Here is a 23,545-nt window from a genome sequence, read left to right on the forward strand (position 1 = left end):
GGGAATGCTTTCTTTCTGTCTGTGCGCTTGATGTTGAGGCCTCAGGTGTCGGCCCACATCCGCAAAAGATTATGGTACAGGCCGGTCAATCCGACCACGGAGGGGTCTTCGCCGTGCTGGGTGCGCAGGCGCAGAAGGTCCATGTCCATGTCGAAGAGCAGTCGGCGCTGATCGTCTCGGCGCACCATGCTTTCAACCCAGAAAAAACTGGCCACGCGCTGACCACGTGTCACGGGCTCGACCCGGTGCACGCTGCTGGATGGGTAGATCACCATGTGGCCGGCCGGCAGCTTGACGGTCTGGACACCGAAGGTATCGTTGATGACCAGTTCGCCGCCATCGTAGTCACTTGGCTCGGACAAGAATAAGGTGCAGCTGACGTCAGTGCGAACTCTTTCGCCAGTCGTGGCGGAGTGCATGACAGCACCATCGACGTGATCGTCGTAGCGGTTGGTGTCATTGCCGTAGCGGTTGAACTGCGGCGGGAATGTCTTCTTGGGCAGGGTGGCCGAGAAAAACAGGGCATGGCGGTTAAGGGCTTGCAGGACCAGAGTTTGCGCGGCCTTGGCCTGCTCGCTGCCAGGAATCACCTGCTCATTGTTTTTGGCATGCACCGCTTGCGTGCCAGCCGTAGCCCGACCGTCGCGCCATGCTGCTTCACCCAAGGTGGCGTGCAAGGCACGCAACTCGTCAGGGGTCAGGACATCCGGGATGTGAAGCAGCATGGCGGCAAAGTCGGGTAACAGACGACACGCAGTTTAGAACGTCGTTTTCAACGTCAACTGAGCGGAGCGAGCTGCGCCAGGTGTGTAGAAGCCGCGATACAGGCCATCGGCATACAACTCGTCGGTCACGTTGTTGATGTTCAAGCGCAAGGACATACGCCAGTCGATGGTGTATTCGACCATCAGATCTGCCGTGGTGAAGTCGGCGGCCTTAGCTGCGCGGTTGCCTTCTGGATTCTGCGAGCCGCGGTGGTTCAGGCCAGCGCCGAAGCGCCATTGCGGATTCAACTGGTAGGTGCTCCACAGGCTGGCGCTGTGCTTGGGGGTCAAGCCGGGGCGGTCGCCTTGCTGTTGAGCATTGTTGGCGCTGCAGACGCCGGTGTTGGCATTGCAGGTGGTGGCAGGAACGTTGCTTTTGTCGATCTTGGCTTCTGGGATCCAGGTGTAGGACAGGTAGGCCTCCCAATCCTTGGTGATCTTTCCTGCGATGTCCAGGTCCAGGCCGGCGGCGTGCCGTTTCCCTGACAGCAGTTGCTGAGCCGATGCACTGTCTGGATCGGTATTGCGTTCGTTGTACTTCTCGGAATAGAACAGCGAGGTGTTGAGCGACAGGCGCTGATCCAGCAGGTTGAGCTTGGAGCCAATTTCAAAGTTGCGGCTTTTCTCGGGTGCGGTGTTGGCATCCTTGGAAGCAGGGCCCTGCACGGCGAATTGGTAGGTGTCGCCTGACACGTTGAAGGACGTGCCGTAAGAGGCGTGGAAAGAGGTCGATTCGCTGGGTTGGAACAGCACGCCCAGGCGCTCACTCCACAGGCTGTCATCCCGGGCAAAGCTGGCACCCGTGGTGGTGTGGTAAGACGCACTGAACTGGTCGTTGCGCAGTCCGGCGATCAGCTTGAATGCCGGGGTGATGGCCAGCGTGTTCTGAACGTACAGGCCCAAGTTGCGTGCCGTGTAGTGATTGTAGGGAACCGCTCCGCGCAGATCAGGGACCCAGGCGCCGTTGTCAGGTGTGCCCACCGTGGTGTCTGGCCGAGTGGCGGTGTTGGCAAAATTGTTGGCCCGTGCCGCTTTGTCCCATGACAAGTCCGCCCCCGTGATCAGGGTGTCGGTCATGGAGCCGAGCTTGAAGGTCTGGTTGTAGTCACTTTGCAGCAATGTGCCGCGCGTGGCCGCCATCCTGCCTTTGGACCCGTTTCGTTGCAGAACTGTGCTGTCGTTGAGGTTGTCCGGCGTAGTAGCCGGCACTGTGTTGCTGGCAGGGACGAAGCGGATCGTGGAGGCCAACAGATCGCGTTTGTAATAGCCTTGGCGCAGCGTGGTTTTGAGTTCGCCGCCGCTGGAAAACTTGTGCAGGTGGCTCAAGGTGCCGTAGGTGACATTGCCTTTGTTGTGGTCGCTGTCCAGCCCGTAGAAATGATCGGCTTGCAATGAGGGAACGATTTTTCCGTTCACCAGGAACCAGGGGTGGTTATAGGTGGGGTTGTTGTCGTACTGCAAGTGATAAAGGCTGGCGGTGAACTCATCAGCGGTGCCAATGCCCCAGCGGTAAGTGGGCGCGATGCCACGTTTGGATACGCTGGCGCCCTTGTTGTCGGCCTCGTGCACCAAGGCGTTGATGCGCAACGCCGAGGTGTCGCTGGTCTGGATGTTGAAGTCGCCAGTCAGGCGGAACATCTTGCCGGTGCCCACGGTGGTTTCAACCTCGTGCTGCGTCATCAAGTAGGGTTGCTTGTTGACTTGGTTGACCACGCCGCCCGTGGAGCCTCGGCCAAACAACATCGAGGCTGAGCCACGCAGGACTTCGATCCGGTCGTTATTGAAGGTGTCGCGCTCGTACAGTGAGGGGTCGCGCAGCCCATCAATGTAGATGTCGCCCGACTGGCTCAGCGAGAAGCCGCGCAGGCGCACGTCTTCCTCGCCAGTTTCGCCTGCTTGAAAGGTGACGCCAGCCGTGGTGTGCAGCACGTCCTTGATGTCGGTGAGGCTGCGGTCTTGCATCAGCTTTTGAGTGACCACGGTTACCGATTGAGGAATGTCTCGCAGCTCCTGCTTGCCTTTGCCGATGGTGGTCGTGGTGGCTTGGTAAGAGTTTTTAGAAGGCGGAGTGCGATCGACTGTCCCTTTCACTGTCACTTCGGGCAAGGCCGTGTCGGCTTGCTTAGGGGCGCCGTCTGTTGTCTGCGCCAGGACGGGTAAGCCCATCAAGCTCAAGCCGAAGCCGGCAGCGAGGGCACCCAGGGGCAGGGCGGAATTGGTGCGAGGGCGGGACATGACAACTGCTCCGAAATGAAAGGCAAACCCAAAACGGGATAACCTTGCAAATGATAACAATTCGCAATACGTTTCGTTTCCCCGCTGATCCCTGAAACCGGGGGTGCCCAGAAGCTGTTGCGCATCAACAACGTCCTCTTTGTGCCCTCATCGCCTCACGAGAACGCCAGCCAGCCCCGTCCCGCCTGATCCCGCCTGGGCAAGCTTTCGCACACCACGCCCCACACCCTTTCCACCAACGAAGGCTGCAAGACCTGTTCGCAATCGCCCATGGTGTCGATGCGCCCCTGGCTCATCACCAGCACCTGGTCCGCATAAGCCCCCGCCAGATTGATGTCGTGCAGCACCGCGATCACGCCCACCCCTTGCCGCGTGAGCTCGCGCAGCAGTCGCATCACAGTGTGCTGGTGGGCCAGATCCAGCGCGGCCGTGGGTTCGTCCAGCAGCAGCCAGCGTTCCCTGGGGTGGTCGGGGTGCGCCCACACTTGCGCCAGCACGCGCGCCAGGTGCACGCGCGCTTTCTCGCCGCCAGACAGCAGTTCGTAGCGCTGGTGAACCAGGTGCAGGGCCCCAGCCATCTGGAGGGCATCGTCCACCAGTTGCGCTTCACGGGGATGGGGCTGGTCGCGGTGGGGGTAGCGGCCCATGTGCACGATGTCGCGCACATTGAAGTCAAACGGCACGGGGTTGTCCTGCGGCAGCAGGGCGCGGGCACGGGCCAGGTCCAGCGTGTCCCAGTGCGACAGGGGTTGGCCCAGCAGCCGCACTTGGCGCAGCACGCTGTGCTCCAGGCCGGCCAGGGCGCCCAGCAAGGTGGATTTGCCCGCGCCATTGGGGCCGAGCAGGGCGTGCAGGCGGCCCGCGGCCAAGCTCAGGTGGGGGATGTCGAGCAGGGTGCGCTGGCTTTTGACCAGGCGCAGGTCTTCGGCAGTCAGGCTCATGATCCGTTTCCTTTCAGACAGAGGCGTGCCGCTGTCGCAGCATCCACAAGAACAAGGGCGCACCCAACAGGCCGGTGAGCACCCCCAAGGGCAACTCGATGGGGGCCACGACGGTGCGGGCGGCGGTGTCGGCCAGGATCAGCAAGATGGCGCCCAGCAAGGCCGAGCCGGGCAGCACCACGCGGTGGTCGGCCCCGGCCAGCAGGCGCACGCCATGGGGTGCAATCAGGCCGACGAAACCGACCATGCCGATGTGCGCGGTGAGCACGCCCACCACCAAGGCCGACCACCACACGCCGTGCTGTTTAAGCCGATCAACGGCCACGCCCATCAAGCGGGCTTGGGCCTCGCCCAGGGCCAGTGCATTGAACTGCGGCGCCAGCCGCCAGGTGAGCCACAGCGCCAGCAGCACGGGTGGCGCAGCCCACGCCACGCTGGTCCAGCGCGTGCCGCTGAGGCTGCCCAGCAGCCAGAAGGTCAGCGAGCGCAGTTGCGTGTCGTTGGCCATGAAGCTGAGCCAGCCCAGGCCCGAGGCGGCCAGTGCGTTGACGGCCACGCCCATCAACAATAGCAAGGGCAGGCGCACCTGGCCCTGGATGCTGGACCAGCGCCAGACCAGCGCCGTCACCGCCAGGCCGCCCAGGAAGGCCGTGAGCAAAGGCAGTGATGAACCGAGGAATTGCCACCAGACCACGGGCATGGTTGTGCCCAGCACGATGGCCAGCCCCGCGCCCAAAGCGGCGCCACTGGTGACGCCGATCAGGCTGGGGTCGGCCAAGGGGTTGCGGTACAGGCCTTGGACCAGGGCGCCGGTCAGGCCCAGCCCCGCGCCCGACAGCAAGGCCATCAACAAGCGTGGTGCGCGGATGTGGAAGAAGACCTGGGCATCGGGGTGCGTGGCCCATTGAGCTGGCGAGGTCATGAGCGCCCACAAGCTGCGGACGGAGATGGCGTAAGCGCCTTGCGTGGCCCCCCAAGCCAAGGCCAGCACCAGCGTGGTCAGGCCGATCAGTGCCAGCGATGGCGCTGACAGGCGTTGCGGCTGCGGGCCCGTGCCTGACCAAGCCGCGGTGGCTGTGCTCATGCCGGGATCGTGCCGAGTTGCCTGGCCAGGGAGTCGACCGCTTGCGGCAGACGCGTGCCAAAGCCGAGCAGGTATTGCGCGTCCATGACCACCAGCCGTTTGGCGCGGCCGGCGGGCGTGAAGGCCAGGCCGGGCTGCGCCCAGAACTGTTCAAGGCCGCCGCTGGCCTGGATGGAGTCGGCCGTGGTCAGCACCACGTCGGGGGCGGCGGTGGCGGCGGCTTCGGGTGTCAGGCTCTTGTAGCCGGTGGACTCGAACAGCGGGTTGCGGGCGCCAGCGAACGTCAGCATGGCGTGCGCGGCCGTGGCCTGGCCCGCCACCTGGGCCTTGCCGCCATGGGCCATCACGAACAGCACGCGCGGCGCATGCGGTGTTCTTTCCACCCGTTGCTGCAGAGCCTGCCATTGCTGCGTCAACTCTGTGATCAGCGCCTGGCCTAGCGCCACTTGCTGGCTGGCCTGGGCCGCGACCTTGACCTTGGCCACCAGCTCTTCAAAGGTGTGATCAGCGCGCACCAGTTGCAAGGCCACGCCGGCATCACGCAGTTGATCCAGCACGGCAGGCGGGCCGACCTCGTGCGTGCCCAGCACGGCCGTGGGTTTGAGCGACAGCACGCCTTCGGCCGACAGCGCGCGCATGTAGCCGATCTTGGGCGTGTGCAAGGCGGCTTCGGGGAAGACGCTGGTGGTGTCGGTGGCCACCAGCCAGCGTTCGGCTTTCAGGCGGTAGATCACTTCGGTCATGCCGCCGGTCAGGCTGATCAGGCGCGGTGGGCTGGCTGGCTTGGCTTGTGCCCAAGCAGATGGTGACATGGCCAGAGCGGCCACCGAGGCCGAGGTCCAGCGCAAGCAGTCGCGGCGGGTCTTCTGATGCCCTTGATGGTCGTTCATGCGGCCTCCGTCTGCACAACTGGCCCGTGCACCATTTGGTGGGCCAGGGCACGCCAAGCCGGCAATTCAGCCTTGCCGGGCTTGCGTTCGCCAAAGAACATGGCGATCACCTGGCCTTGCTCGTCGAACAGCTCCACCGAGGTCACCGGGCCGTCTTCGGTGGGCTTGGTGACCAGCCAGCTTTCGGCGACATGGTCATGGCGCAGGTGCAGGTTGAAGCCTTCGTCCAGCACGTTCAACCAAGGGCCCATGAGTTCGATGCGGTGCACCGCGCCGGTGTGGATCTGCAGGCAACCTTCATTGCCGGCGAACACCATGATCGGCACGCCGCTGCTGGCCGCGGCTTCCAGCAACCACTGCACGCTGACCAAAGGTGTGCGGCGCGTGTGGATGCCTTCCATGAGCCTGAAGCTTTGGGCGCGGTCCACCTCGAACTTGCGCAGCAGCGAGAAGAACTGGTGCGTGTCGGTCATCGCCGACCAGGCATCGCCCAGGCCCAATGCATCGATCGCATCGTCGGGGCGGATGGGCGCGCGCAAAGGGGCGCCCGGCATGAACACGGGCCGGGCTTCTGGCCGGGCGTGGCGTTGCACCAGGGCTTCCAGCGCGGTGATGTCGGTCTGCGGCCGAGCGTGAACCTTGTGCACGGCGCGGCCATGCACATCGAAGAACTGCAGGCTGTGTTGTTCGCCCTTGGCGCTGTGCTCGATCACATGGAAGCCCGCGTGCCACTTGGACAGGAACAGCCTCAGGTCGATCTCCGGGCCCAGAGCCATGCCCATCAGGCCGGTGGCGCTGACGTTGCGGTACACACCGACCTTCTCATGCACCACGCTTTCGTTGCGCGTCAGCGCCATCACGGGTCCGCAGTTTTCCAGGCCCTGCAGCAGGTTGACCCAATCCGAGTCGAGCGGCATGGTGGTGTACAGGCTGTGCTCGGCCACGTCGGGGTGCATCTGGCTGGCAGCGTGTGCGGCCATCACGTCACCCTCGCTCAGGTCCAGCTTGCGCGCGGCATCGCGGGCGCGCAGGCCTTGGGCACGCAAGGCGGCGAACTGCTCGCGCAGCAAGGTCAGATGGGAGGTGTCGGTGATCATGGTCAGGCTCCATCAAGGGGTGGTGAGGAAGAAATCAATCAATCAGTAGATGGCGGTGACGGCCACGCGCACATTGCGGCCCGGGGCTTCGGTGCCCAGGCCGCCGCCAAAGCCATTGCTCAAGTGGTAGCTGGCATTGCGCAGGTTGTCGCCACTGAGGTTCAGGATCAGGTGCGGGCTCACGTTCCAACGCAGGCTCATGCCCAGCAGGTGGTAGCCGGCTTGGGTGCCCACGGTGTTGCTGTTGTCGATGATGGTCAGGCGGCTGCGCACGTGCTGCCAACGCACCATGGCTTCGACGGCGCTCCAGCGCCAGCCCAGGCTCCAGTGCAGGCTGTCGGCCGGGGCGGTGGTCAATGGCTGGGGCCGGCGGCCATCGAAGGCATCGCCCCGGATGCGGCTGGCGGCCAGGCTGGAGAAGGCCGGGCCGATGTCCAGCACGGCTTCCAGCTCGGTGCCATGGCGTCGCTCCCAGCCGTCTTGCACGATGAGGCCGCTGCCGCCCGCTTGCGCCAGGATCGATTCCAGCAAGTGGTCGGTGCGGTTGCGGAAGAAGGTCAGCTTGGCGCTCAGGCTGTGCTTGAGTTTGAAGCCGTCGCCCAGGAATTGAGGCTGGCGCGTGCTCAAGCCCCACTCCACGCTGCGCGAAGTCTCGGGTTGGTAAAGATCGCCACAGATGCGGGACGAGGGGCCGACCACGCTCGCATCGGTGTAGCCAGGCACCAAGTTGCTGCCGGAGCCGCGCAACAAGGAATCCACGCAGCGGCCAAAGCCCCCTTGTGTGAATGCTTCGTCAATCAGCGGTGGCCTGAAGGCCTGGCCCCATTGTGTGAAGGCGGTCCAGCGTTGGGGCACCAGCTCGAACGCCAGGTGCAGGCTGGGCGTGGTGCGCTGGTAGGTCACGTTCGAGGCTTGCCCAGCCTCAGTCAGCTCGGACACGGTCTTGCCTTGGGCTTGCACTTCGACCTGGTCCCAGCGCAGGCCGGGCAGCACTTGCAGCCGGCCCCAGCGCCAGTCTGGCTGCAGGTACACGCCCAGGGTGTCTTTGCGGCCTGGGGGTTGCGCGCCATTGAAGCCACCCGGGTAGAGGGTGTCTGTGTTGGGGCTGTCGATCAGGCGGCGAACGGTGCGCTGCTGTTGCCCCCATTGCAGGCCCAGGTGCAGGTCCATCTGGCTGGCGGGGCCTGTCAGCAGGCGCCAGCTGCCCTGGGTGTCGACGGTGTTGTTCTGGTAGCGGAAGGCATCGTCCACGGCATAGGCCATCGAGAAGATGGACTGGCCCTTGGCCATGTGGTCGTGCACCTCGGTGTGCGATTGGCCCATGGTCAGGCTCCAGCGGTTGACGCGTGCGGCGTCCTGCCACTGGGCGCGCAAAGACACGGTGTCGTCGTTGATGCGGCGCACCACCTGGCCGAAGCTGCCAGGCACGCCTGCGGTCGCGTCATAGGCCTGCAAGCCTTGGTCTGCAAAGCGCATGTAGGAGGCCGTGACCTGCCATTCATCGTTGGGAAACCAGCGGGCCTTGATCAGGCTGCTGTCGGCATCGGTGGCCGACAGGTCCAGACGTTGGCCACTGGGCAGCATCAGGTCGCGGCCTGCGCGTTGCGAGTGCGCGGCGAGCCAATCCGCGTTGTCGCCAGCCAGGCCGTACAAGGCGGTGAAGCTGTGGCGTTCGTCGTTGTTGCTGGCCCAACTGGCGCGCACGCGTCCGCCCACGCGCTGGCCGGGGCGCAGCAGGTCTGATCCATCCTTGGTGGTGGCCGACACGGTGCCACCCAAGGCGCTGGCATTTTCGATGCTGGCGCCGCGTCGCACTTCGATGGTCTTGATCAGATCGGGTTCAATGAAGGTGCCGCCAAAGCGGTATTTTTCAAAGCCTTTGGCGATGCCATCCACCTTGACGGTCACGTCTTCGCTGTCGGTGTAGCCACGGATGTTGAAGCTCATGCCGCTGGCGCGCGGGCCGCCATTCACGCTCACGCCGGGCACCTCGTCCAGCAGCTGGAAGACGTTGTCGGGCTGGCGCCGATCGAGCGTCTGCGGGCCCACGGTGGTGATGGGGCGCGTCGGGTCTGGCTGGCTTTCTCGCGAACGTGTCATCGGGGCAGTGCCTTGCACGGTGATGGTGGGCAGCGGGGTGTCGCTGGTCGGGGTGGGATCGGCGGGCGCGGTCTGGGCGAGGGCCATCCATGGCGCGGCGACCGGCCACCACAGAGCCCCTCTGGAAAAGCGCAAGCTCGGGAAACGCAACAACAACAGCAAGGGCATGGCAAGCACTCGGGGGCACGCGGGCCCCGGGCCCTTACTTTTCTTCAGTCAAGGGCCCGGGGAGTCGTCAAGCAAGCTGCTTGGCTCAGGCGGCGTTCAGGCGTTGCCGGCGGCGGCTCACGAAGCCGACCATGCCCAGGCCGGCGGCCATCAGGGCCCAGGTGCCGGGTTCGGGCACGGCCGTGGTGGCGGTGGCCACCGCGTACACGCCGACCTGGTCCAGACTCAGGCTGCTGCCAGTGGCGCCAAAGGCAAAGTTCAGGGCGCTGCCACCGGTCACGGTCCACTTCCACAGGCTTTCTTCTTCAGCGCCGCCAAAGGTGCCGCCCAGGTTCTCGGTGAAGACGAGGGTGCGGGTGGCGTCCACGCCATTCAGCGAGGCCAGGTCCTTGACCGACGTGCCCAGGCCGCCGATGCGCAGGTAGACATCCCAGCTGCCGGCGCCCAGGGCGGCGGTGTTCACCGTGAAGGCCGTGGGGGCCGAGAAGCTGTAGATGTTGCCGCCACTGGTGAGGAAGGCGGTGCCTGTGGTCTCGGTCAGCGTGCCGGCGCCGGCCACGTCAGGCGTGCTGTCGGCGGGGTAGCTGTTGATGATGTTCCACTCGGCCAGGGTCGCCGTGCCCGAGGGCAGGGTCGAATCCCATTGGCCGCCAGCGGCGGAAGCCAGCAAAGGCGCGGCCAGCAAGGCGGCGGACAAGATGCGTTTGAAAACGAAAGCGTGGTGCATGTGAAACCTCGTTGGTAGAAAAAAATGGGACTGGTAGTCCCTTCCCCACGAAGGCGACACACGTTTTGGGATGACAGCGTTGAAAATGGCAATCGACATTGCCCACGGCCTCGCGCCGTCGGGCTCTGGGCTGGGTCAGCGCGGTGTCTGGACAGGGATGTCCACGACGAACCGGTACTGCTTGCCGCAGTCCACGATCACTTCCTTCTGGCCACGCTTGAGCAGACGCACATCCACGCGAACCGACCCGAAACCGTCGTGCGCCAGCACCTCGTCCAGCAGGTCCAGCAATTTGGTCTGAAGGGGAGGCAGGGCCAAGGCGGTGGGCGAATTCAAGTGAACAACTCCGAGAGGGCGTCAGACCAGGGGGTCGTGATCGAGTATGGTCATTCTATTGAGAATGGTTCTCATTCTCAATAGGATGACCATAAACCCCGTCGGGTTGTTCGCTGGCGCAGAGGGCGCGCCAGTCAGCGTGCGCTTTCTTCCAGCAGGTCGTCGCGTTGCTGGCGGCGCCAGACGCGCAGGCGCGATTGCATGACCGACAGCTCGATGGCGTCGGCCGGCGAGGCATGGCGCACGTTCTTGCTGCCGCCTTCTATCCGGTCGATGGCACCTGGCAAATCACCCAGGGCGGCAGTGGCTTCGGCTTCGGCCCGCACGGCGCGCAAGGGCTGGCCCAAGTTGCGCCACAAGGCGGCCAGCAAGCCCCAGGAGGTGGCGTCCTCCGGGTGGACACTGACCTGCGTTTGCAGGCGCGTGGCGGCGTCTTGCCAGGCCTCGCGGTTGTCACGCGCGTCGGGCAGGTTCAGGGCAATGCGGGCGTTCAGCAGCAACTCGGGCCGGGCGTCGAGCCGCACCGCGCCCTGGCCCCTCGTCACGGCGTTGCCCAAAACGGCAGCGGCTTGCACGGCCTGGCGGGCATCGACCAGGGTGTCGGCCTCTTCCAGCGCGAGGATGCGCTCCACCTCTGCTTGCTGCGCTTTGGGCAGGCCCGTGGCCGCGGACCGGGCCAGCTTCAGGGAAGTGGCCACCTGGCCTCGGTCGTTCAGGCGTTGCGCTGCCACGGCCGAGGTGTAGTGCAAGGCCACGGCCTCCAGGGCGGATGCCCCTTTGGGCACACTGGTGTTGAGCAAGGGCATCAAGCTGACACTGCGTGGGTCCATCAGCACACGGCTGCGGGCCGACATCAAGGCGTGTTGGGCCACCAGCATTTCACGGGCATCGCTGTGGTCAACGGCCGTGGGCAAAAAGCCATTGGTGCCCATGCGCGAACGTGCCTCGCCGATGCGCTCGCTCGTCAAGGGGTGGGTGCGCAGATAGGGGTAGCTGTTGTCATCGGTCAGGCGCGAGGCCTGCTGCAGGTGCTCGAACATCTGCGCCATGCCGATGGGCGCGAAGCCCGCGTCGTTCAACACGCCAAAGCCCACGCGGTCGGCCTCGCGCTCCATGTCGCGCGAAAAGTTCAGCTGTCCCTGGATGGCGATGGCCTGTCCGCCGGTCATCAGGGCCTGTGCCGCCGCTGGCGCGCGGCTGACCGCCAGTGCGCCCAGGATCATCGAGGCAATGCTGATCCAAGACTGGCGACTTTGTTCGCTGATCATGCGGGCGATGTGGCGCTGCGTGACGTGCGACAACTCGTGCGCCAAGACCGAGGCCAGCTCGTCCGGCGTTGTGGTCATGGCCAGCAGCCCCAAGTGAACGCCGATGTAGCCACCGGGCAGTGCGAAGGCGTTGACGCTGCGCTCGCGTACCAGGAAAGGCCGCCAGGCATGGGTCGAATCGATGTCGGCGTTCAGGTCACCACGCTGCCGTGCGCTGGTCAGCAAAGCCTGCCACGACTGGTTCACGTATTCGAGGATCAGCGGGTCGTCGATCACATCCGGGTCGGGCAGGATGGAGCGCATGATGCGGTCGCCCAGCCGGCGTTCGGCCATGGGCGACAAGGTTTGCGCGGCCGCATCACCCAGGGAGGGCAGGGACGACGACGAGCTGCCCGGTGGCAGGCCCATGTCGCCGCTTGAACTTGAAGCGGCGCTCAGGCCCAGCGGCCAGGCCAGCAGAGCGATGGCGGCGGCGTACCAGACCTGCGTGCGGGCGGGCGAGTGCTTTGCAGGGCGATCAGCTGAAGTCGTTTTTTTCAAAGGCATGAGGGCGCGAGAGGTTTGCCACGCAGGGCAGTATGCTGTGTCTGTCACCACTTTGAGTGCCGGGCCGCCATGCTGGTTCGGCGTGCAGGGTGATCTTTACATCCCAGACATCATGACTGAACTGACCCATTTTGACGCCGAGGGCCAAGCCCACATGGTGGACGTGTCCGACAAGCCCGCCACCATGCGCCGCGCCGTGGCCGAGGGCCGCATCCGCATGCAGGCCGAGACCCTGGCCCTGATCACCGAAGGCCGCGCCGGCAAAGGCGATGTGCTGGGCGTGGCGCGCATTGCCGCCATTCAAGGGGCCAAACGCACCTCCGACCTCATCCCTTTGTGCCACCCCTTGCCTTTGTCCAAGGTGGCGGTGGAGTTCGAACTGGAGCCCGATGTGCCTGCCGTGCTGTGCCGTGTGACGGCCCAAACCGTGGGGCCCACGGGGGTCGAGATGGAGGCCCTGACCGCGGTGCAAGTGGGCCTGCTCACCATTTATGACATGTGCAAAGCGGCCGACCGGGGCATGGTCATGACGGATGTGGCGCTGGTTGAGAAATTGGGGGGGCGTAGCGGGCATTGGCAGCGGTGAGCGTCTTGTTTGGCAGCGCGGGGTGGGGGATTCGGCGGAGGCGGGCGGGGCTCCTATGGTGGCGGTCCACCGCGTAGCGGCGGACTGCTCTCGGTGCTCGGCCACGGCGGGCGGCTGCGGAACTCGCGCTGCGCGCTCAAACAGTCCTCGCCGACCCCTCGCTGTGCGAGGGGCAACCCGCCATGGCCTGCGCGCCTCGACGCCCCCGAAGTCGCCCCGCCCGCCTCCGCCGAATCCCTGATCCACCCCGCTGGTGGCGCAGCACGAATGCGGCCGTGGCATGTCCTCCGCGGGGCGAAACAGGGCTGGGGCGGTCTCTGGCGGGGCGCCTGCTTGGTGCTGAGAAGCGCAGGGCCGAGGTGGGCGCGCGCAGCGCGCATCAACAACTGACCGCCGTGGTTGTTTGAACGCAGCGGCCAAAGGCCGCGCAGTGAGTTCCACGGCCCCACCTCGGCCCGAGCATCGCAAGGCAGTCCCGCTAACAGCGGGACCACCAGGCTGAAGCCCTGACGGAGACCGCCCCAGCCCGCGCCCCGCGCTCCCCGTTAAGCAAACAAACAAGTCAAGTCAACCAGCCTAGGGCCGGCCCGGCAACAACTCGCGCCAGTCATACACCCGCTCCGCTGGCGTGCATTGGAACGGCGCTTGCGCCAGGTCAGTCTCGTCCTTGCATTCGTCCAGGAAAGCCTGGCTGGTGGCGTTGCGGAACTCCCGGAGCCGGTCCACCACATAGCGTCCCTTGTCGAGCTGGCCGTGCTCGGCCAGTGAGCGTGCATACGCCATCATCAATCGCGCATCCACCAGGTTGTGCAGCGTCCGGTTGAAGGCCAACGGGGGTTTGGATGGCTCGTCCTCTTCCACGCCCGTCACGTCCGCGTAGTCGGCCTGGTAGGCGAACCACGTGGTGTGTTGGCCAAACTTGATGCGCTCACTCAAAGGGCCCGCGCCTTCCCGCGGCGCATAGATGTTGGCCGCCGCCTGAAAATCCCAGGTGCACCAGGCCGTGAGCAGGGCCACCGCCAGCGCACCAGTCAGCAACACCGAGTTGGTGCCCGGGTCGGCCACCTGACGGGTCTGCGCCCGTGGCGCGGCTTGGCGAGCCCGCGCGGCCAAGCCCATGCCCCAGGCAAAAGCCGCAGGCAACAGGAAATAGCTGTACCAAAGCGGGTACTCCAGGAGGCTGTGCAGGCCCACCAGCATCACGATCACGGCCGTGGCCCCGGCCGGTGTGCCCGCGAAGGTCTGGCCGGGTTGGGGCTCGGTGCTTTTCAAGCCCGGACCGACCAAGCCCCACAGCCCCCAAAGGCTCAACACCGTCATCAGCACCGCCACCGGCACGCCAAACTCCACCGCCCATTGCAGCAACAGGTTGTGGGTGTGGTCAAAAAACGCGACGGGTCGGGTCGGGAACGGCGTGAAGGTCCAGGCCAGGTTGAACTCGCCATAGCCCACGCCAGTCCACGGATGCATTGCGATCAGGTCCAGCACATTGGCCCAGATCTTGAAGCGTGAACTGGAGATGTCGCTGTGATCGTGCAGGCGTGCTTCGGCAGCAAAGGCCACGCCCGTGCCCATGTGCGACCACTGCCACATGCCGGCCCACCAGGCGCCATAGATGATCGGCGCCAGCATCAGCACCAGGCGCAAGCGCTTGGGCAGGTCACGGTCACGCCAGCCCCAAACGGCCAGCAGGAACATCGCGATCGTGCCCGTGCGCGAGGCGGTGAACACCACGCCCCCGATCATCAGCACGATGGCCGCGGCGGCCAGGACTTGCGGCCAGCGGCCCCGGGCACCCAACCATGCCGTGGCACAACACGACCACACCAGCAAGGTGCTGAAATGATTGGGCTGGCGCAAGTTGCCCACTGCGCGTCCGGGCATGGTGGGCTCGGCGATCCAGCTGCCGTCGGCCCAGGCGGGGTGAAACACCTGGACCAGCGCCAACACCATGCCCGCCACGCCCGCCCACGCCAGCGCCTCGCAAAACACATCGAACACCTCGTGACCCCGGTCACTCAGGCCCACGCGCCACGCCACCACGAATACCAGCAGCGCCGACAAAGCCATGCCCCCGCCCATCATCGCCAAACCCAAGGGCAGGCCGCTCACGAAGGGTGCCGCCAGGGCCAGGCCAGCGTTCAGCAGCAACATGATGGACAAGGCCCACATTGCCCCACCGCGGGCGGGCATGAGACCCTGGTCCCGCAATACCGGACCGGCCAGCGCAGCCGTCCACAAACCCCAGCCAAACAGGGCCAGCACCTGGTTGTAAAACGTGACGGACGGCGGCTCGTGAGCGGCCACCAAAGTGGGGCCCACGATGGCCAGCAAGGCCAGGGGCAGCCAGACACGCGCCGGTGGATGCTTGAAATTGAAAGTCATCCGCGTATTGTGTCGCGTGCAAAGCCTCTGCCCGGCCCAGTCATGCAAATGCAGGCAGACTGGCAAGCTATGTCGCCTTTGCCACCACCACCCGTCACCCTCCAAAAAGAACGCTGGCTGTTGTTGAGTCTGGCCGCCGTCCAGTTCACCCACATCGTCGACTTCATGGTCATGATGCCCTTGGGGCCCCAGCTCACCCGCTTGTTTGCCCTGAGCGATGCGCAGTTTGGTTTGCTGGTGTCGGCCTATTCGCTGGCGGCCGGGGTGTCGGGCCTGCTGGCCTCTTTGGTGATCGACCGCTTCGAGCGCAAGCGCGCCTTGCTGGTGTTGTACGCGGGCTTTGCCGTGGCCACCTTGGCCTGTGGCTTGGCGCCCACCTATGGCAGCTTGATGGGCGCCCGCATTGCCGCCGGTGTTTTCGGTGGGGTGCTGGGGGCGCTGGTTCAAACCATCGTGGGCGACGCCATCGCATTCGAGCGGCGCGGCCGTGCCATGGGCGTGGTCATGGCGGCGTTTTCGATGGCCACGGTGGCCGGGGTTCCGGCCTCGCTGTGGTTGGCCGCCCAGGTCGGCTGGCATGGCCCCTTCATCGCCATCGCCCTGGTGTGCGTGCCGGTGTGGCTGGTGGCACTGAAAGTGGTGCCCTCCCTGGGGGGGCACCTGGCGGGCGCGGCGGCCGGTTCCTCATTGAACCAATTGGTGCGGGTGTTGGCCGATGCCAACCACTGGCGCGCCTTCGGCCTGTCGGCGCTGATGGTGCTGGGCAGCTTCAGCATCATCCCCTACATCACCATCTACACCACCACCAACCTGGGGCTCAGCCAGGAGCAGGTGCCGCTGATCTACCTGGCCGGGGGCGTGGCCACGCTCTTCACCGCCCGCCTGTGGGGCCAGTTGGCCGACCGCCATGGCAAGGTGTTGGTGTTCCGTGTGATCAGCCTGGTGGCGGTCGTGCCCATGATGATCCTGACGCACATGCCGGCAGTACCGGTGGCTGTGCTGGTGGTGGTCACCACGGCGTTCTTCATTTTCGTTTCGGGCCGCCTTGTGCCCGGCATGGCTTTGTTGACAGCAGCACCCCCTCCCGCCATGCGGGGCGCCTTCATGAGCGTCAACGGGGCTTTGCAGTCGGGTGCGATGGGCTTGTCGGCCTGGCTGGGTGGGGCGCTCATTTCCCGAACGCCAGACGGCCTGGTTCAAGGTTACGGCCGCACCGGCTGGCTGGCCTTGGCTTCTACCCTGGTCATGGTCTGGTGGGTGGGTAAATTGCGTCTGCACAAGGCGGTACAAACCCCTGTCATTTGAGTGCGAATCAGACGCTATTCAGCGCGATTCAACTGCTTTGCGGGGTTTGTTCACAGAGCTTGGTTTCTCAATGTAAACACTCCTGTCATGGGCTTGTCATCTTGCTGTGGCGGGCGCAAACTGAGCTTCTGGTTGGCCGTTTTTGACAAGCCTTCAGGGCTGCAGCCAGCCGGATGTCCTCAACCCTTCTGCGCTCGAAAGGATGCAGTATGAATTTGACGATCAGTGGGCACCACCTGGAAGTTACCGCCGCTTTGCGTGAGTACGTTCTCACCAAGTTAGAGCGGGTAACCCGACATTTTGACCAAGTGGTGGACGTTACCGTTCTACTCAGTGTCGAGAAGCAAAAGGAAAAGGATCGCAGACAAAAGGCCGAAGTCAATTTGCATGTCAAAGGAAAGGACATCTTTGTCGAGACCGCCCACGAAGATCTCTACGCTGCCATTGATCAACTGATGGACAAGCTTGATCGCCAGGTCTGCCGCCACAAGGACCGCGTGCAAGACCACCACCACACCTCATTCAAGCGTCATGAAGGCGCCACCAACTGGGACGCCGCTGTTCAATGACCTGCCTGCCCAACTCCAGCATCCAGCTTGGTGCCACCTGATGGTGGGACGCCCGTGCAGGCGAGCACCAAGTTAACGGCCCTTCGGGGCCGTTTTTCATGCGATGTGCAAAATGGTGCAGACGTAGAGTCAAATTGTTGACTTTGGTGCTTGCTGCGCTGCAGCAATCGGTGCAGAATCCCCTGAATCAGTGGGTGTCGCGACACCCGGTCAGTAGTCTTCGGTTCCTATAATCCGCCCCTCATCCGTCCCGGGGGTGGGGGTCAAGGTTCCAACCGTCGCCCCCGCTTGTATCAAGATGAATCGACTTTCCGCCATCCTTCCTGCCAGCCAAGTGGTCGTGGATCTGGACGCCAGCAGCAAGAAGCGTGTGTTCGAGCACGCCGGCCTGTTGTTCGAGAATCATCACGCCATCGCGCGGGCCACCGTGACGGACAACCTGTTTGCGCGCGAGCGCCTGGGTTCCACCGGTTTGGGGCATGGCGTGGCCATCCCCCACGGGCGCATCAAGGGCTTGAAAAACCCCCTGGCGGCCGTGATCCGGCTCAAGCAGTCCATCCCCTTTGACTCCCCGGACGACGAATCCGTCAACCTGTTGATCTTCTTGCTGGTGCCTGAGGCCGCTACTCAGCGCCACCTCGAAATCCTCTCCGAGATCGCCGAGTTGCTGTCCGACCGCGAACTGCGCGAACGGCTCAAGACAGAAGGCGACGCCGCCAAGGTGCACGAATTGATCGAGCGTTGGCAACCGCTCAAATCGGTGGCCTGAGCCCCGGATGAGTGCCAAAGACCTTGCCGTGATCAGCGCGGAAGCGCTGTTTGAAGCCAACCGAACCGCCTTGCACTGGGAATGGATCGCCGGCCACGCTCACCCCGAGCGCCGATTTGACGAAGAAGCCGTCAAGGCCGCGCAGTCCGCCGCCGACCTGGTGGGCTACCTGAACTACATCCATCCCTACCGGGTGCAGATCGTGGGCAGGCGCGAGGCGGCTTATTTCAACAGCTCCACCCCTGAAGACCAGGAGCGCCGCATCCAGCGCATCGTGACCCTCGAGCCCCCCGTGGTGGTGGTGGCCGACGCCCAAGCGCCGTCCGACCGCCTGGTGGCCATGTGTGGCCGTGCCGGCATCCCGCTGTTTGTCACCTCCGAGCCCGCCGGCCACGTGATCGACGTGCTGCGCTCCTACCTCACCCAGCATTTCGCCGAACGCCTCACGCGCCACGGCGTGTTCATGGACATCCTGGGCCTGGGTGTGTTGCTGACGGGCGAATCAGGCCTGGGCAAGAGCGAACTGGGCCTGGAATTGATCTCTCGCGGGCATGGCCTCGTGGCCGACGATGCGGTTGACCTCTACCGCGTCTCCCGCACCGCCATCGAAGGGCGGTGCCCCGAACTGCTGCAAAACCTGCTCGAAGTGCGTGGCATTGGCCTGCTGGACATCAAATCCATTTTTGGCGAGACCGCGGTGCGCCGCAAGATGCGCCTCAAGCTCATCGTCCACCTGGTTCGCAAAGAGACGATGGAGCGCGAGTTCGAACGCCTGCCCTACGAGCCTTTGTTCGAAGAGATCATGGCCGTCCCCATCCGCAAGGCGGTGATCGCGGTGGACGCTGGCCGAAATCTGGCCGTGCTGGTCGAAGCCGCCGTGCGCAACACCGTGCTGCAACTGCGGGGCATCGACACCTACAAGGAATTCATCGAGCGCCACCAGCGCGCGCTGGACCGAAGCAGCAGCAACAACGGCCAGGGCTGACCCGCTGGCCGGTCGGATCAGGCGTGGTGGTGGCCGCCTCGGGGCAAGGTCACCTTGTTGCCGGCGCAACCCTCGCGGTTGCACACCACGTACAGCGACAAGGCGTGGTCCTGTAGCACATAGCCGCGTTCCTTGGCGATTTCCTGCTGCCGCTGCTCGATCTCGGCGTCAAAAAACTCTTCCACGCGACCGCACACCACACAGACCAGGTGGTCGTGGTGTTTGCCTTCGTTCAGCTCGAACACGGCCTTGCCGGTCTCGAAATGGTTGCGCGACAGGATGCCGGCTTGTTCGAACTGCATCAGCACACGGTAAACCGTGGCCAGGCCAATGTCCGAGCCTTCGTTGAGCAGCACCTTGAACACGTCTTCCGCGGCCAGGTGGCGCTGGGGCGACTGCTGGAACACTTCCAGGATCTTGATGCGGGGCAACGTGGCTTTGAGTCCGCTGCTTTTGAGTTCTTCGGCGTGGGTGGGCATGGGGCGGGCTCCGGCAATCGGCGAGGGCGCTTTTGGCCCCCGCTAGAATCGCTAATGATATCGATTCAATCCGGACCAAGCCAATGTGGGGCCAATGCGGACGGTGCCTTGCCGCGCTGGCGGGGCGGATCGAGCATTTGTGATGCACACTGTCTGGCTCCTTTCCAAGGGCGTTGATGCCATGTTGATTTCCGTGACTTACCGATCCGTGTTGGCACCTGTGGCCGTGCTGTCCTTGTTGGCGCTGTCAGCTTGCGGCACCCGCTGGAGCTCGCCCGAAACCTTGTTTGGCGTGATCCAGCCCTACCACATCGACGTGGTCCAGGGCAATGTGGTCACCCAAGAGGTGATGGCGCAAATCCAGCCCGGACTGGGCCGCAGCCAGGTCCGCGAAATCCTGGGCTCGCCCCTGCTGGCCGACCCCTTCCATGCTGATCGCTGGGACTACGTTTTCACGATCCACCGCCAAGGCGTGCCCGACCAGCAGCGCCGCGTCACGGTGTTTTTCAAGGGCGACGCGGTAGAGCGCTTTGACGCCGATACCTTGCCCAGTGAACACGAGTTCGTGGCCTCGATCGACAAGCCCACCGAACTCAAGAAACCACCGGCCAACCTGACCGAGGCCGAAGTGGCCGCCTTGCCCGTGCCCCCCAAGACAGACGAGGTCCGCAAGGCCCCCCAAGGCGCGGTGCGCGAATACCCTCCGCTGGAAACAGGCCGTTGAAAAACCAGCCCACCAAAAACATGAACACAGACCAAGCCATTCACAAGATTGCCATCGCAGGCGCCTCGGGCCGCATGGGCCGCATGCTGATCGAGGCCGTGCAAGCCGCCGACGACTGCGCCCTGGGCGGCGCCCTGGACATCGCCAGCAGCCCGGCCATCGGCATCGACGCCCTGGCGTTTTCCGGGCAACGCAGTGGCATCGACATCACCGCCGATCTGCGTGCCGGCCTGAAGGGCGCGCGCTTCCTGATCGATTTCACGCGCCCTGAAGGCACGCTGGCCCACCTCAAGGTGTGCCGTGAACTGGGCGTCAAGGCGGTCATTGGCACCACCGGCTTCACCCCCGACCAGCTCGCTGAAATCCGTGACATCGCGCGCGACATCGCCATCGTGATGGCGCCCAACATGAGCGTGGGTGTCAACGTGGTGCTCAAGTTGCTGGCCCAGGCCGCCAAGGCCCTCAAAGAGGGCTACGACATTGAGATCATCGAGGCCCACCACCGCCACAAGGTCGATGCCCCCAGCGGCACGGCGCTCAAGATGGGCGAAGTGGTGGCCGAGGCCATCGGGCGCGACCTCCAATCCTGCGCAATCTATGGCCGCGAAGGCGTGACGGGCGAGCGTGATCCCAGCACCATCGGTTTTGCCACCGTGCGCGGCGGCGACATCGTGGGCGACCACACCGTGCTGTTCGCCGGCATTGGCGAGCGCATCGAGATCACGCACAAATCGTCCAGCCGCTCCACCTACGCCCAGGGCAGCTTGCGCGCCGTGCGCTTTTTGGCCAACCAGCCACATGGCCTGTTTGGCATGAACGACGTGCTGGAACTGGCGCCATGACGGGTTTGTCTCATCTGTGGGCACAGGGGGACATCATTTCCAAGGCGGTGGCGGCCCTGTTGTTGCTGATGTCCGTGGGCGCCTGGGTGGTCATCTTCTGGAAGGGCTGGATGCTGGCCCGAGCCCGCCATGACCTGACCCGCGGCGTGCCGGCCTTCTGGCGTGCCACTGACCTGGCCTCGGCCCGCCAGACGCTGCAGCCGCTGGACCGCGAGGCCGTGCTCTTGCCGCTGGTCGACGCCGCCCAGGTGGTTTCGCAGCCAGGCAGCCTGGAAGCCCAGGTGCAGCCCGAGGCGCAACTGACCCGCCGTTTGCGCGACAGCCTGCACGAGGTGCTGGCCCGTTTGCAAGCCGGTCAGGTGCTGCTGGCCTCGGTGGGTGCGGTCTCGCCTTTCGTAGGCCTGCTGGGCACGGTCTGGGGCATCTACCACGCCATGATGGGCATCAGCAACGATGGCTCGGTCAGCCTGGACAAGGTGGCTGGCCCCGTGGGCGAGGCGCTGATCATGACGGCTGCCGGCCTGGCCGTGGCCATCCCGGCCGTCCTGGCTTACAACATCTTCGGCAAGATCGTGTCGGCCTGCGAAGCCGACCTCGAAGGTTTTGCCCACGACCTGCGCGAAGCCGTGCTGGGCCACCCCGCGCGTGGCGCCGGCTCGGACGCCTGAGCCCTTCGGAGCACACCATGGCATTCGGCCGACTTGAACGACGCCAGGGCGCCCAGCCCATGAGCGAGATCAACATGACGCCGCTGATCGATGTCATGCTGGTGCTGTTGGTGATCTTCATGCTGACTGCGCCCTTGATGACCTCCAGCCTCAAGCTGAATCTGCCCAAGGCCGATGCCAAGCAGTCGGATGCCACGCCGCACAGCCTGATGATTTCGCTGTCGGCCGATGGCCAAACTTATTTGAATGACAGCGTGGTAACCGCACCGGGCCTGGTTGCCCAGGCCAAGGAAGCGGCCCGCCAAAGCGCCGACACCGAAGTGCAGTTGCGGGCCGACGAAGCCGTGTCCTACGGCCGCGTGGCCGAGCTGATCGGCCTGCTGCAACAAGCGGGCCTCAGCCGCATCGCCTTTGTCACCGAGGCCAAGGCGGGTGCCCCTGAAGGTGTCGGGCACTGACGACAATGCCGGTGCGTGCGCTGGCGCACAATGGGGCTGTATTGACTGCTGCCCAGGAGTGGTATGGACGCCCCGAAGTTCCAGACTCAGAGTTACGACAACGCCCCAGCCGCCTTGGCCCGAATCAACGAGCTCTACGATTCGCAGATCAATTACCTGCGTGACGCATTGCAGCGTTTCGTTGGCGGCGAGACTTTCAAAGAACATGTGCGTGCCAAATACCCTTTCGTGCGCATCCAGACCGACACGGTGGCGCGTGCCGACTCCCGCTTGTCCTACGGATTCGTGGCCGGCCCCGGCATCTACGAGACCACGCTGACCCGGCCGGACCTGTACGCCGACTACTACCGCGAGCAACTGGACCTGCTGCTCAAGAACCACAGCGTGTCGCTGGAAGTGGGCTTGAGCAATGAGCCCATCCCGGTGCATTTCTCGCTGGCCGAGAACGACCACCTCGAAGGCACCTTGCCGGCTGACCGCCGCCTGCTGTTGCGCGACCAGTTCGACTTGCCCGACCTGGCGTCGATGGACGATGGCATTGCCAACGGCACCTACGAGACCAGCCACGGTGGGCCACGTGCCCTGGCCCTGTTCACCGCGCCGCGCGTGGACTACTCGCTGCACCGCCTGCGCCATTACACCGGCACCTCGCCCGAGCATTTCCAGAACTTCGTGTTGTTCACCAACTACCAGTTCTACATCGACGAATTCGTGCGCATGGGCCACGAGCTGATGCAGCGGGCGCCAGATCCGGCCAACCCCCGTGACGATGACGACTGCATCGCCTTTGTCGAGCCTGGCAATGTGGTGACGCGCCGCGTGGGCGTGCCCGCCGAGGCGGGCGACCTGAAGGGCGCCGTGCCACCACGCCTGCCGCAGATGCCGGCCTACCACCTGATGCGGGCCGACCGCAGTGGCATCACCATGGTCAACATCGGCGTGGGCCCGGCCAATGCTAAAACCATCACCGACCACATCGCGGTGCTGCGCCCGCACGCCTGGATCATGCTGGGCCATTGCGCCGGCCTGCGCAATTCGCAGCAACTGGGCGACTACGTGCTGGCCCACGGCTATGTGCGCGAAGACCATGTGCTGGACGAAGATTTGCCCTTGTGGGTGCCGATCCCGCCCTTGGCCGAAATCCAGCTCGCCCTGGAAGGCGCGGTGGCCGACGTGACGCAGCTCAATGGCTACGAGCTCAAGCGCATCATGCGCACGGGCACCGTGGCATCGACCGACAACCGCAATTGGGAGTTGTTGCCTCACCGGGGGCCGGAGCGGCGGTTCAGCCAAAGCCGCGCCGTGGCCCTGGACATGGAAAGCGCCACCATCGCGGCCAACGGCTTCAGGTTCCGCGTGCCCTACGGCACCTTGCTTTGTGTGAGCGACAAGCCCCTGCATGGTGAGCTCAAGCTGCCGGGCATGGCCAACCAGTTTTACCGCGAGCGGGTGGACCAGCACTTGCGCATTGGCCTGCGGGCCATCGAGCGCCTGCGGGGCAACCGCGCGGGGCAGTTGCACAGCCGCAAGCTGCGCAGCTTTGCCGAGGTCGCGTTTCAGTGACCGAATCGGCGGGCCCGGGTTAGGCGAGTGCTTAACCGGGCCGGGTTACCGCAAGC

At 64.7% G+C, this 23,545-nt stretch carries 22 protein-coding genes; 10 read left to right on the plus strand and 12 right to left on the minus strand.

Going from position 1 to position 23,545, the window contains the following annotated elements; all coding sequences use genetic code 11:
• Positions 1 to 41: 41 nt before the first annotated feature.
• The 10 genes from LQ232_RS01125 to LQ232_RS01170 all read right to left on the minus strand — a co-directional run bounded on the left by LQ232_RS01125 (position 42) and on the right by LQ232_RS01170 (position 12,156).
• On the minus strand, positions 42 to 725 hold the full coding sequence (locus LQ232_RS01125; RefSeq protein ID WP_230177779.1) for a Fe2+-dependent dioxygenase: 684 nt from the start codon (positions 723 to 725) through the stop codon (positions 42 to 44).
• Positions 726 to 758: 33 nt separating this feature from the next.
• The gene (locus LQ232_RS01130; RefSeq protein WP_230177782.1) at positions 759 to 2,999 is read right to left on the minus strand and encodes a TonB-dependent siderophore receptor; all 2,241 of its coding nucleotides are present in this window, start codon (positions 2,997 to 2,999) and stop codon (positions 759 to 761) included.
• 155 nt (positions 3,000 to 3,154) lie between these two features.
• On the minus strand, positions 3,155 to 3,940 hold the full coding sequence (locus tag LQ232_RS01135) for a heme ABC transporter ATP-binding protein (protein WP_230177785.1): 786 nt from the start codon (positions 3,938 to 3,940) through the stop codon (positions 3,155 to 3,157).
• A gap of 13 nt (positions 3,941 to 3,953) precedes the next feature.
• On the minus strand, positions 3,954 to 5,024 hold the full coding sequence (locus LQ232_RS01140; RefSeq protein WP_230177792.1) for an iron ABC transporter permease: 1,071 nt from the start codon (positions 5,022 to 5,024) through the stop codon (positions 3,954 to 3,956).
• Entirely contained in the window at positions 5,021 to 5,914 is an 894-nt protein-coding gene (locus LQ232_RS01145; protein WP_230177794.1) for a hemin ABC transporter substrate-binding protein, read from the minus strand. The genes LQ232_RS01140 and LQ232_RS01145 overlap by 4 nt, the downstream gene beginning before the upstream one ends.
• Positions 5,911 to 7,011, minus strand: a complete 1,101-nt coding sequence (locus LQ232_RS01150; RefSeq protein WP_230177796.1) for a hemin-degrading factor — start codon at positions 7,009 to 7,011, stop codon at positions 5,911 to 5,913. Before LQ232_RS01150 ends, LQ232_RS01145 begins: the two co-directional genes overlap by 4 nt.
• 42 nt (positions 7,012 to 7,053) lie before the next feature.
• Positions 7,054 to 9,279 carry a TonB-dependent receptor domain-containing protein gene (locus tag LQ232_RS01155; RefSeq protein WP_230177798.1) on the minus strand — a complete coding sequence of 742 codons (2,226 nt, stop codon included), beginning with the start codon at positions 9,277 to 9,279 and terminating at the stop codon, positions 7,054 to 7,056.
• Between the two features lie 85 nt (positions 9,280 to 9,364).
• A complete protein-coding gene (locus tag LQ232_RS01160; protein ID WP_230177800.1) occupies positions 9,365 to 10,006 on the minus strand; it encodes a PEPxxWA-CTERM sorting domain-containing protein in 642 nt (213 codons plus the stop codon).
• Positions 10,007 to 10,141: 135 nt separating this feature from the next.
• The gene (locus LQ232_RS01165) at positions 10,142 to 10,342 is read right to left on the minus strand and encodes a hypothetical protein (RefSeq protein WP_230177802.1); all 201 of its coding nucleotides are present in this window, start codon (positions 10,340 to 10,342) and stop codon (positions 10,142 to 10,144) included.
• Between the two features lie 134 nt (positions 10,343 to 10,476).
• Positions 10,477 to 12,156 (minus strand): M48 family metalloprotease, encoded by a 1,680-nt coding sequence (locus LQ232_RS01170; RefSeq protein ID WP_230177813.1) that lies wholly within the window; start codon positions 12,154 to 12,156, stop codon positions 10,477 to 10,479.
• A 112-nt stretch (positions 12,157 to 12,268) separates the two neighbouring features.
• On the opposite strand from LQ232_RS01170, the gene moaC reads away from it, so the two are divergent.
• Positions 12,269 to 12,742: a cyclic pyranopterin monophosphate synthase MoaC gene (gene moaC, locus LQ232_RS01175; RefSeq protein ID WP_230177815.1), complete on the plus strand. Its 474-nt coding sequence runs from the start codon at positions 12,269 to 12,271 to the stop codon at positions 12,740 to 12,742.
• A gap of 576 nt (positions 12,743 to 13,318) precedes the next feature.
• Here the strand turns inward: moaC and LQ232_RS01180 are convergent.
• Positions 13,319 to 15,127, minus strand: coding sequence for a PglL family O-oligosaccharyltransferase (locus tag LQ232_RS01180; protein ID WP_230177818.1), 1,809 nt, complete (start codon positions 15,125 to 15,127; stop codon positions 13,319 to 13,321).
• Positions 15,128 to 15,169: 42 nt separating this feature from the next.
• Between LQ232_RS01180 and LQ232_RS01185 the strand changes: the two genes are divergently transcribed.
• The 4 genes from LQ232_RS01185 to hprK all read left to right on the plus strand — a co-directional run bounded on the left by LQ232_RS01185 (position 15,170) and on the right by hprK (position 18,755).
• Positions 15,170 to 16,432: an MFS transporter gene (locus LQ232_RS01185; protein ID WP_230177819.1), complete on the plus strand. Its 1,263-nt coding sequence runs from the start codon at positions 15,170 to 15,172 to the stop codon at positions 16,430 to 16,432.
• A gap of 209 nt (positions 16,433 to 16,641) precedes the next feature.
• The gene (gene hpf / locus LQ232_RS01190; RefSeq protein WP_230177821.1) at positions 16,642 to 17,001 is read left to right on the plus strand and encodes a ribosome hibernation-promoting factor, HPF/YfiA family; all 360 of its coding nucleotides are present in this window, start codon (positions 16,642 to 16,644) and stop codon (positions 16,999 to 17,001) included.
• 298 nt (positions 17,002 to 17,299) lie between these two features.
• Positions 17,300 to 17,770 (plus strand): PTS sugar transporter subunit IIA, encoded by a 471-nt coding sequence (locus LQ232_RS01195; RefSeq protein WP_230177823.1) that lies wholly within the window; start codon positions 17,300 to 17,302, stop codon positions 17,768 to 17,770.
• 7 nt (positions 17,771 to 17,777) lie between these two features.
• Positions 17,778 to 18,755, plus strand: a complete 978-nt coding sequence (hprK, locus tag LQ232_RS01200) for an HPr(Ser) kinase/phosphatase (protein WP_230177825.1) — start codon at positions 17,778 to 17,780, stop codon at positions 18,753 to 18,755.
• A 17-nt stretch (positions 18,756 to 18,772) separates the two neighbouring features.
• On the opposite strand, the gene fur is transcribed toward hprK, so the two are convergent.
• Positions 18,773 to 19,234, minus strand: a complete 462-nt coding sequence (gene fur / locus LQ232_RS01205) for a ferric iron uptake transcriptional regulator (protein WP_230177833.1) — start codon at positions 19,232 to 19,234, stop codon at positions 18,773 to 18,775.
• Between the two features lie 181 nt (positions 19,235 to 19,415).
• Between fur and LQ232_RS01210 the strand changes: the two genes are divergently transcribed.
• The 5 genes from LQ232_RS01210 (at position 19,416) to LQ232_RS01230 (ending at position 23,489) form a co-directional block, all read left to right on the plus strand.
• Positions 19,416 to 19,958: an outer membrane protein assembly factor BamE gene (locus LQ232_RS01210; protein ID WP_230177835.1), complete on the plus strand. Its 543-nt coding sequence runs from the start codon at positions 19,416 to 19,418 to the stop codon at positions 19,956 to 19,958.
• Between the two features lie 20 nt (positions 19,959 to 19,978).
• Positions 19,979 to 20,800, plus strand: a complete 822-nt coding sequence (gene dapB / locus LQ232_RS01215; protein ID WP_230177843.1) for a 4-hydroxy-tetrahydrodipicolinate reductase — start codon at positions 19,979 to 19,981, stop codon at positions 20,798 to 20,800.
• Positions 20,797 to 21,468 carry a MotA/TolQ/ExbB proton channel family protein gene (locus tag LQ232_RS01220; RefSeq protein WP_230177845.1) on the plus strand — a complete coding sequence of 224 codons (672 nt, stop codon included), beginning with the start codon at positions 20,797 to 20,799 and terminating at the stop codon, positions 21,466 to 21,468. The genes dapB and LQ232_RS01220 overlap by 4 nt, the downstream gene beginning before the upstream one ends.
• Before the next feature lie 17 nt (positions 21,469 to 21,485).
• A complete protein-coding gene (locus LQ232_RS01225; protein WP_230177847.1) occupies positions 21,486 to 21,926 on the plus strand; it encodes a biopolymer transporter ExbD in 441 nt (146 codons plus the stop codon).
• Positions 21,927 to 21,989: 63 nt separating this feature from the next.
• Positions 21,990 to 23,489, plus strand: coding sequence for an AMP nucleosidase (locus LQ232_RS01230; RefSeq protein ID WP_230177849.1), 1,500 nt, complete (start codon positions 21,990 to 21,992; stop codon positions 23,487 to 23,489).
• The last annotated feature ends 56 nt before the right edge of the window (positions 23,490 to 23,545 follow it).

It is taken from the genome of Aquabacterium sp. CECT 9606, from assembly GCF_918741295.1.
In the GTDB taxonomy this organism is placed as follows: Bacteria; Pseudomonadota; Gammaproteobacteria; order Burkholderiales; family Burkholderiaceae_C; genus Aquabacterium.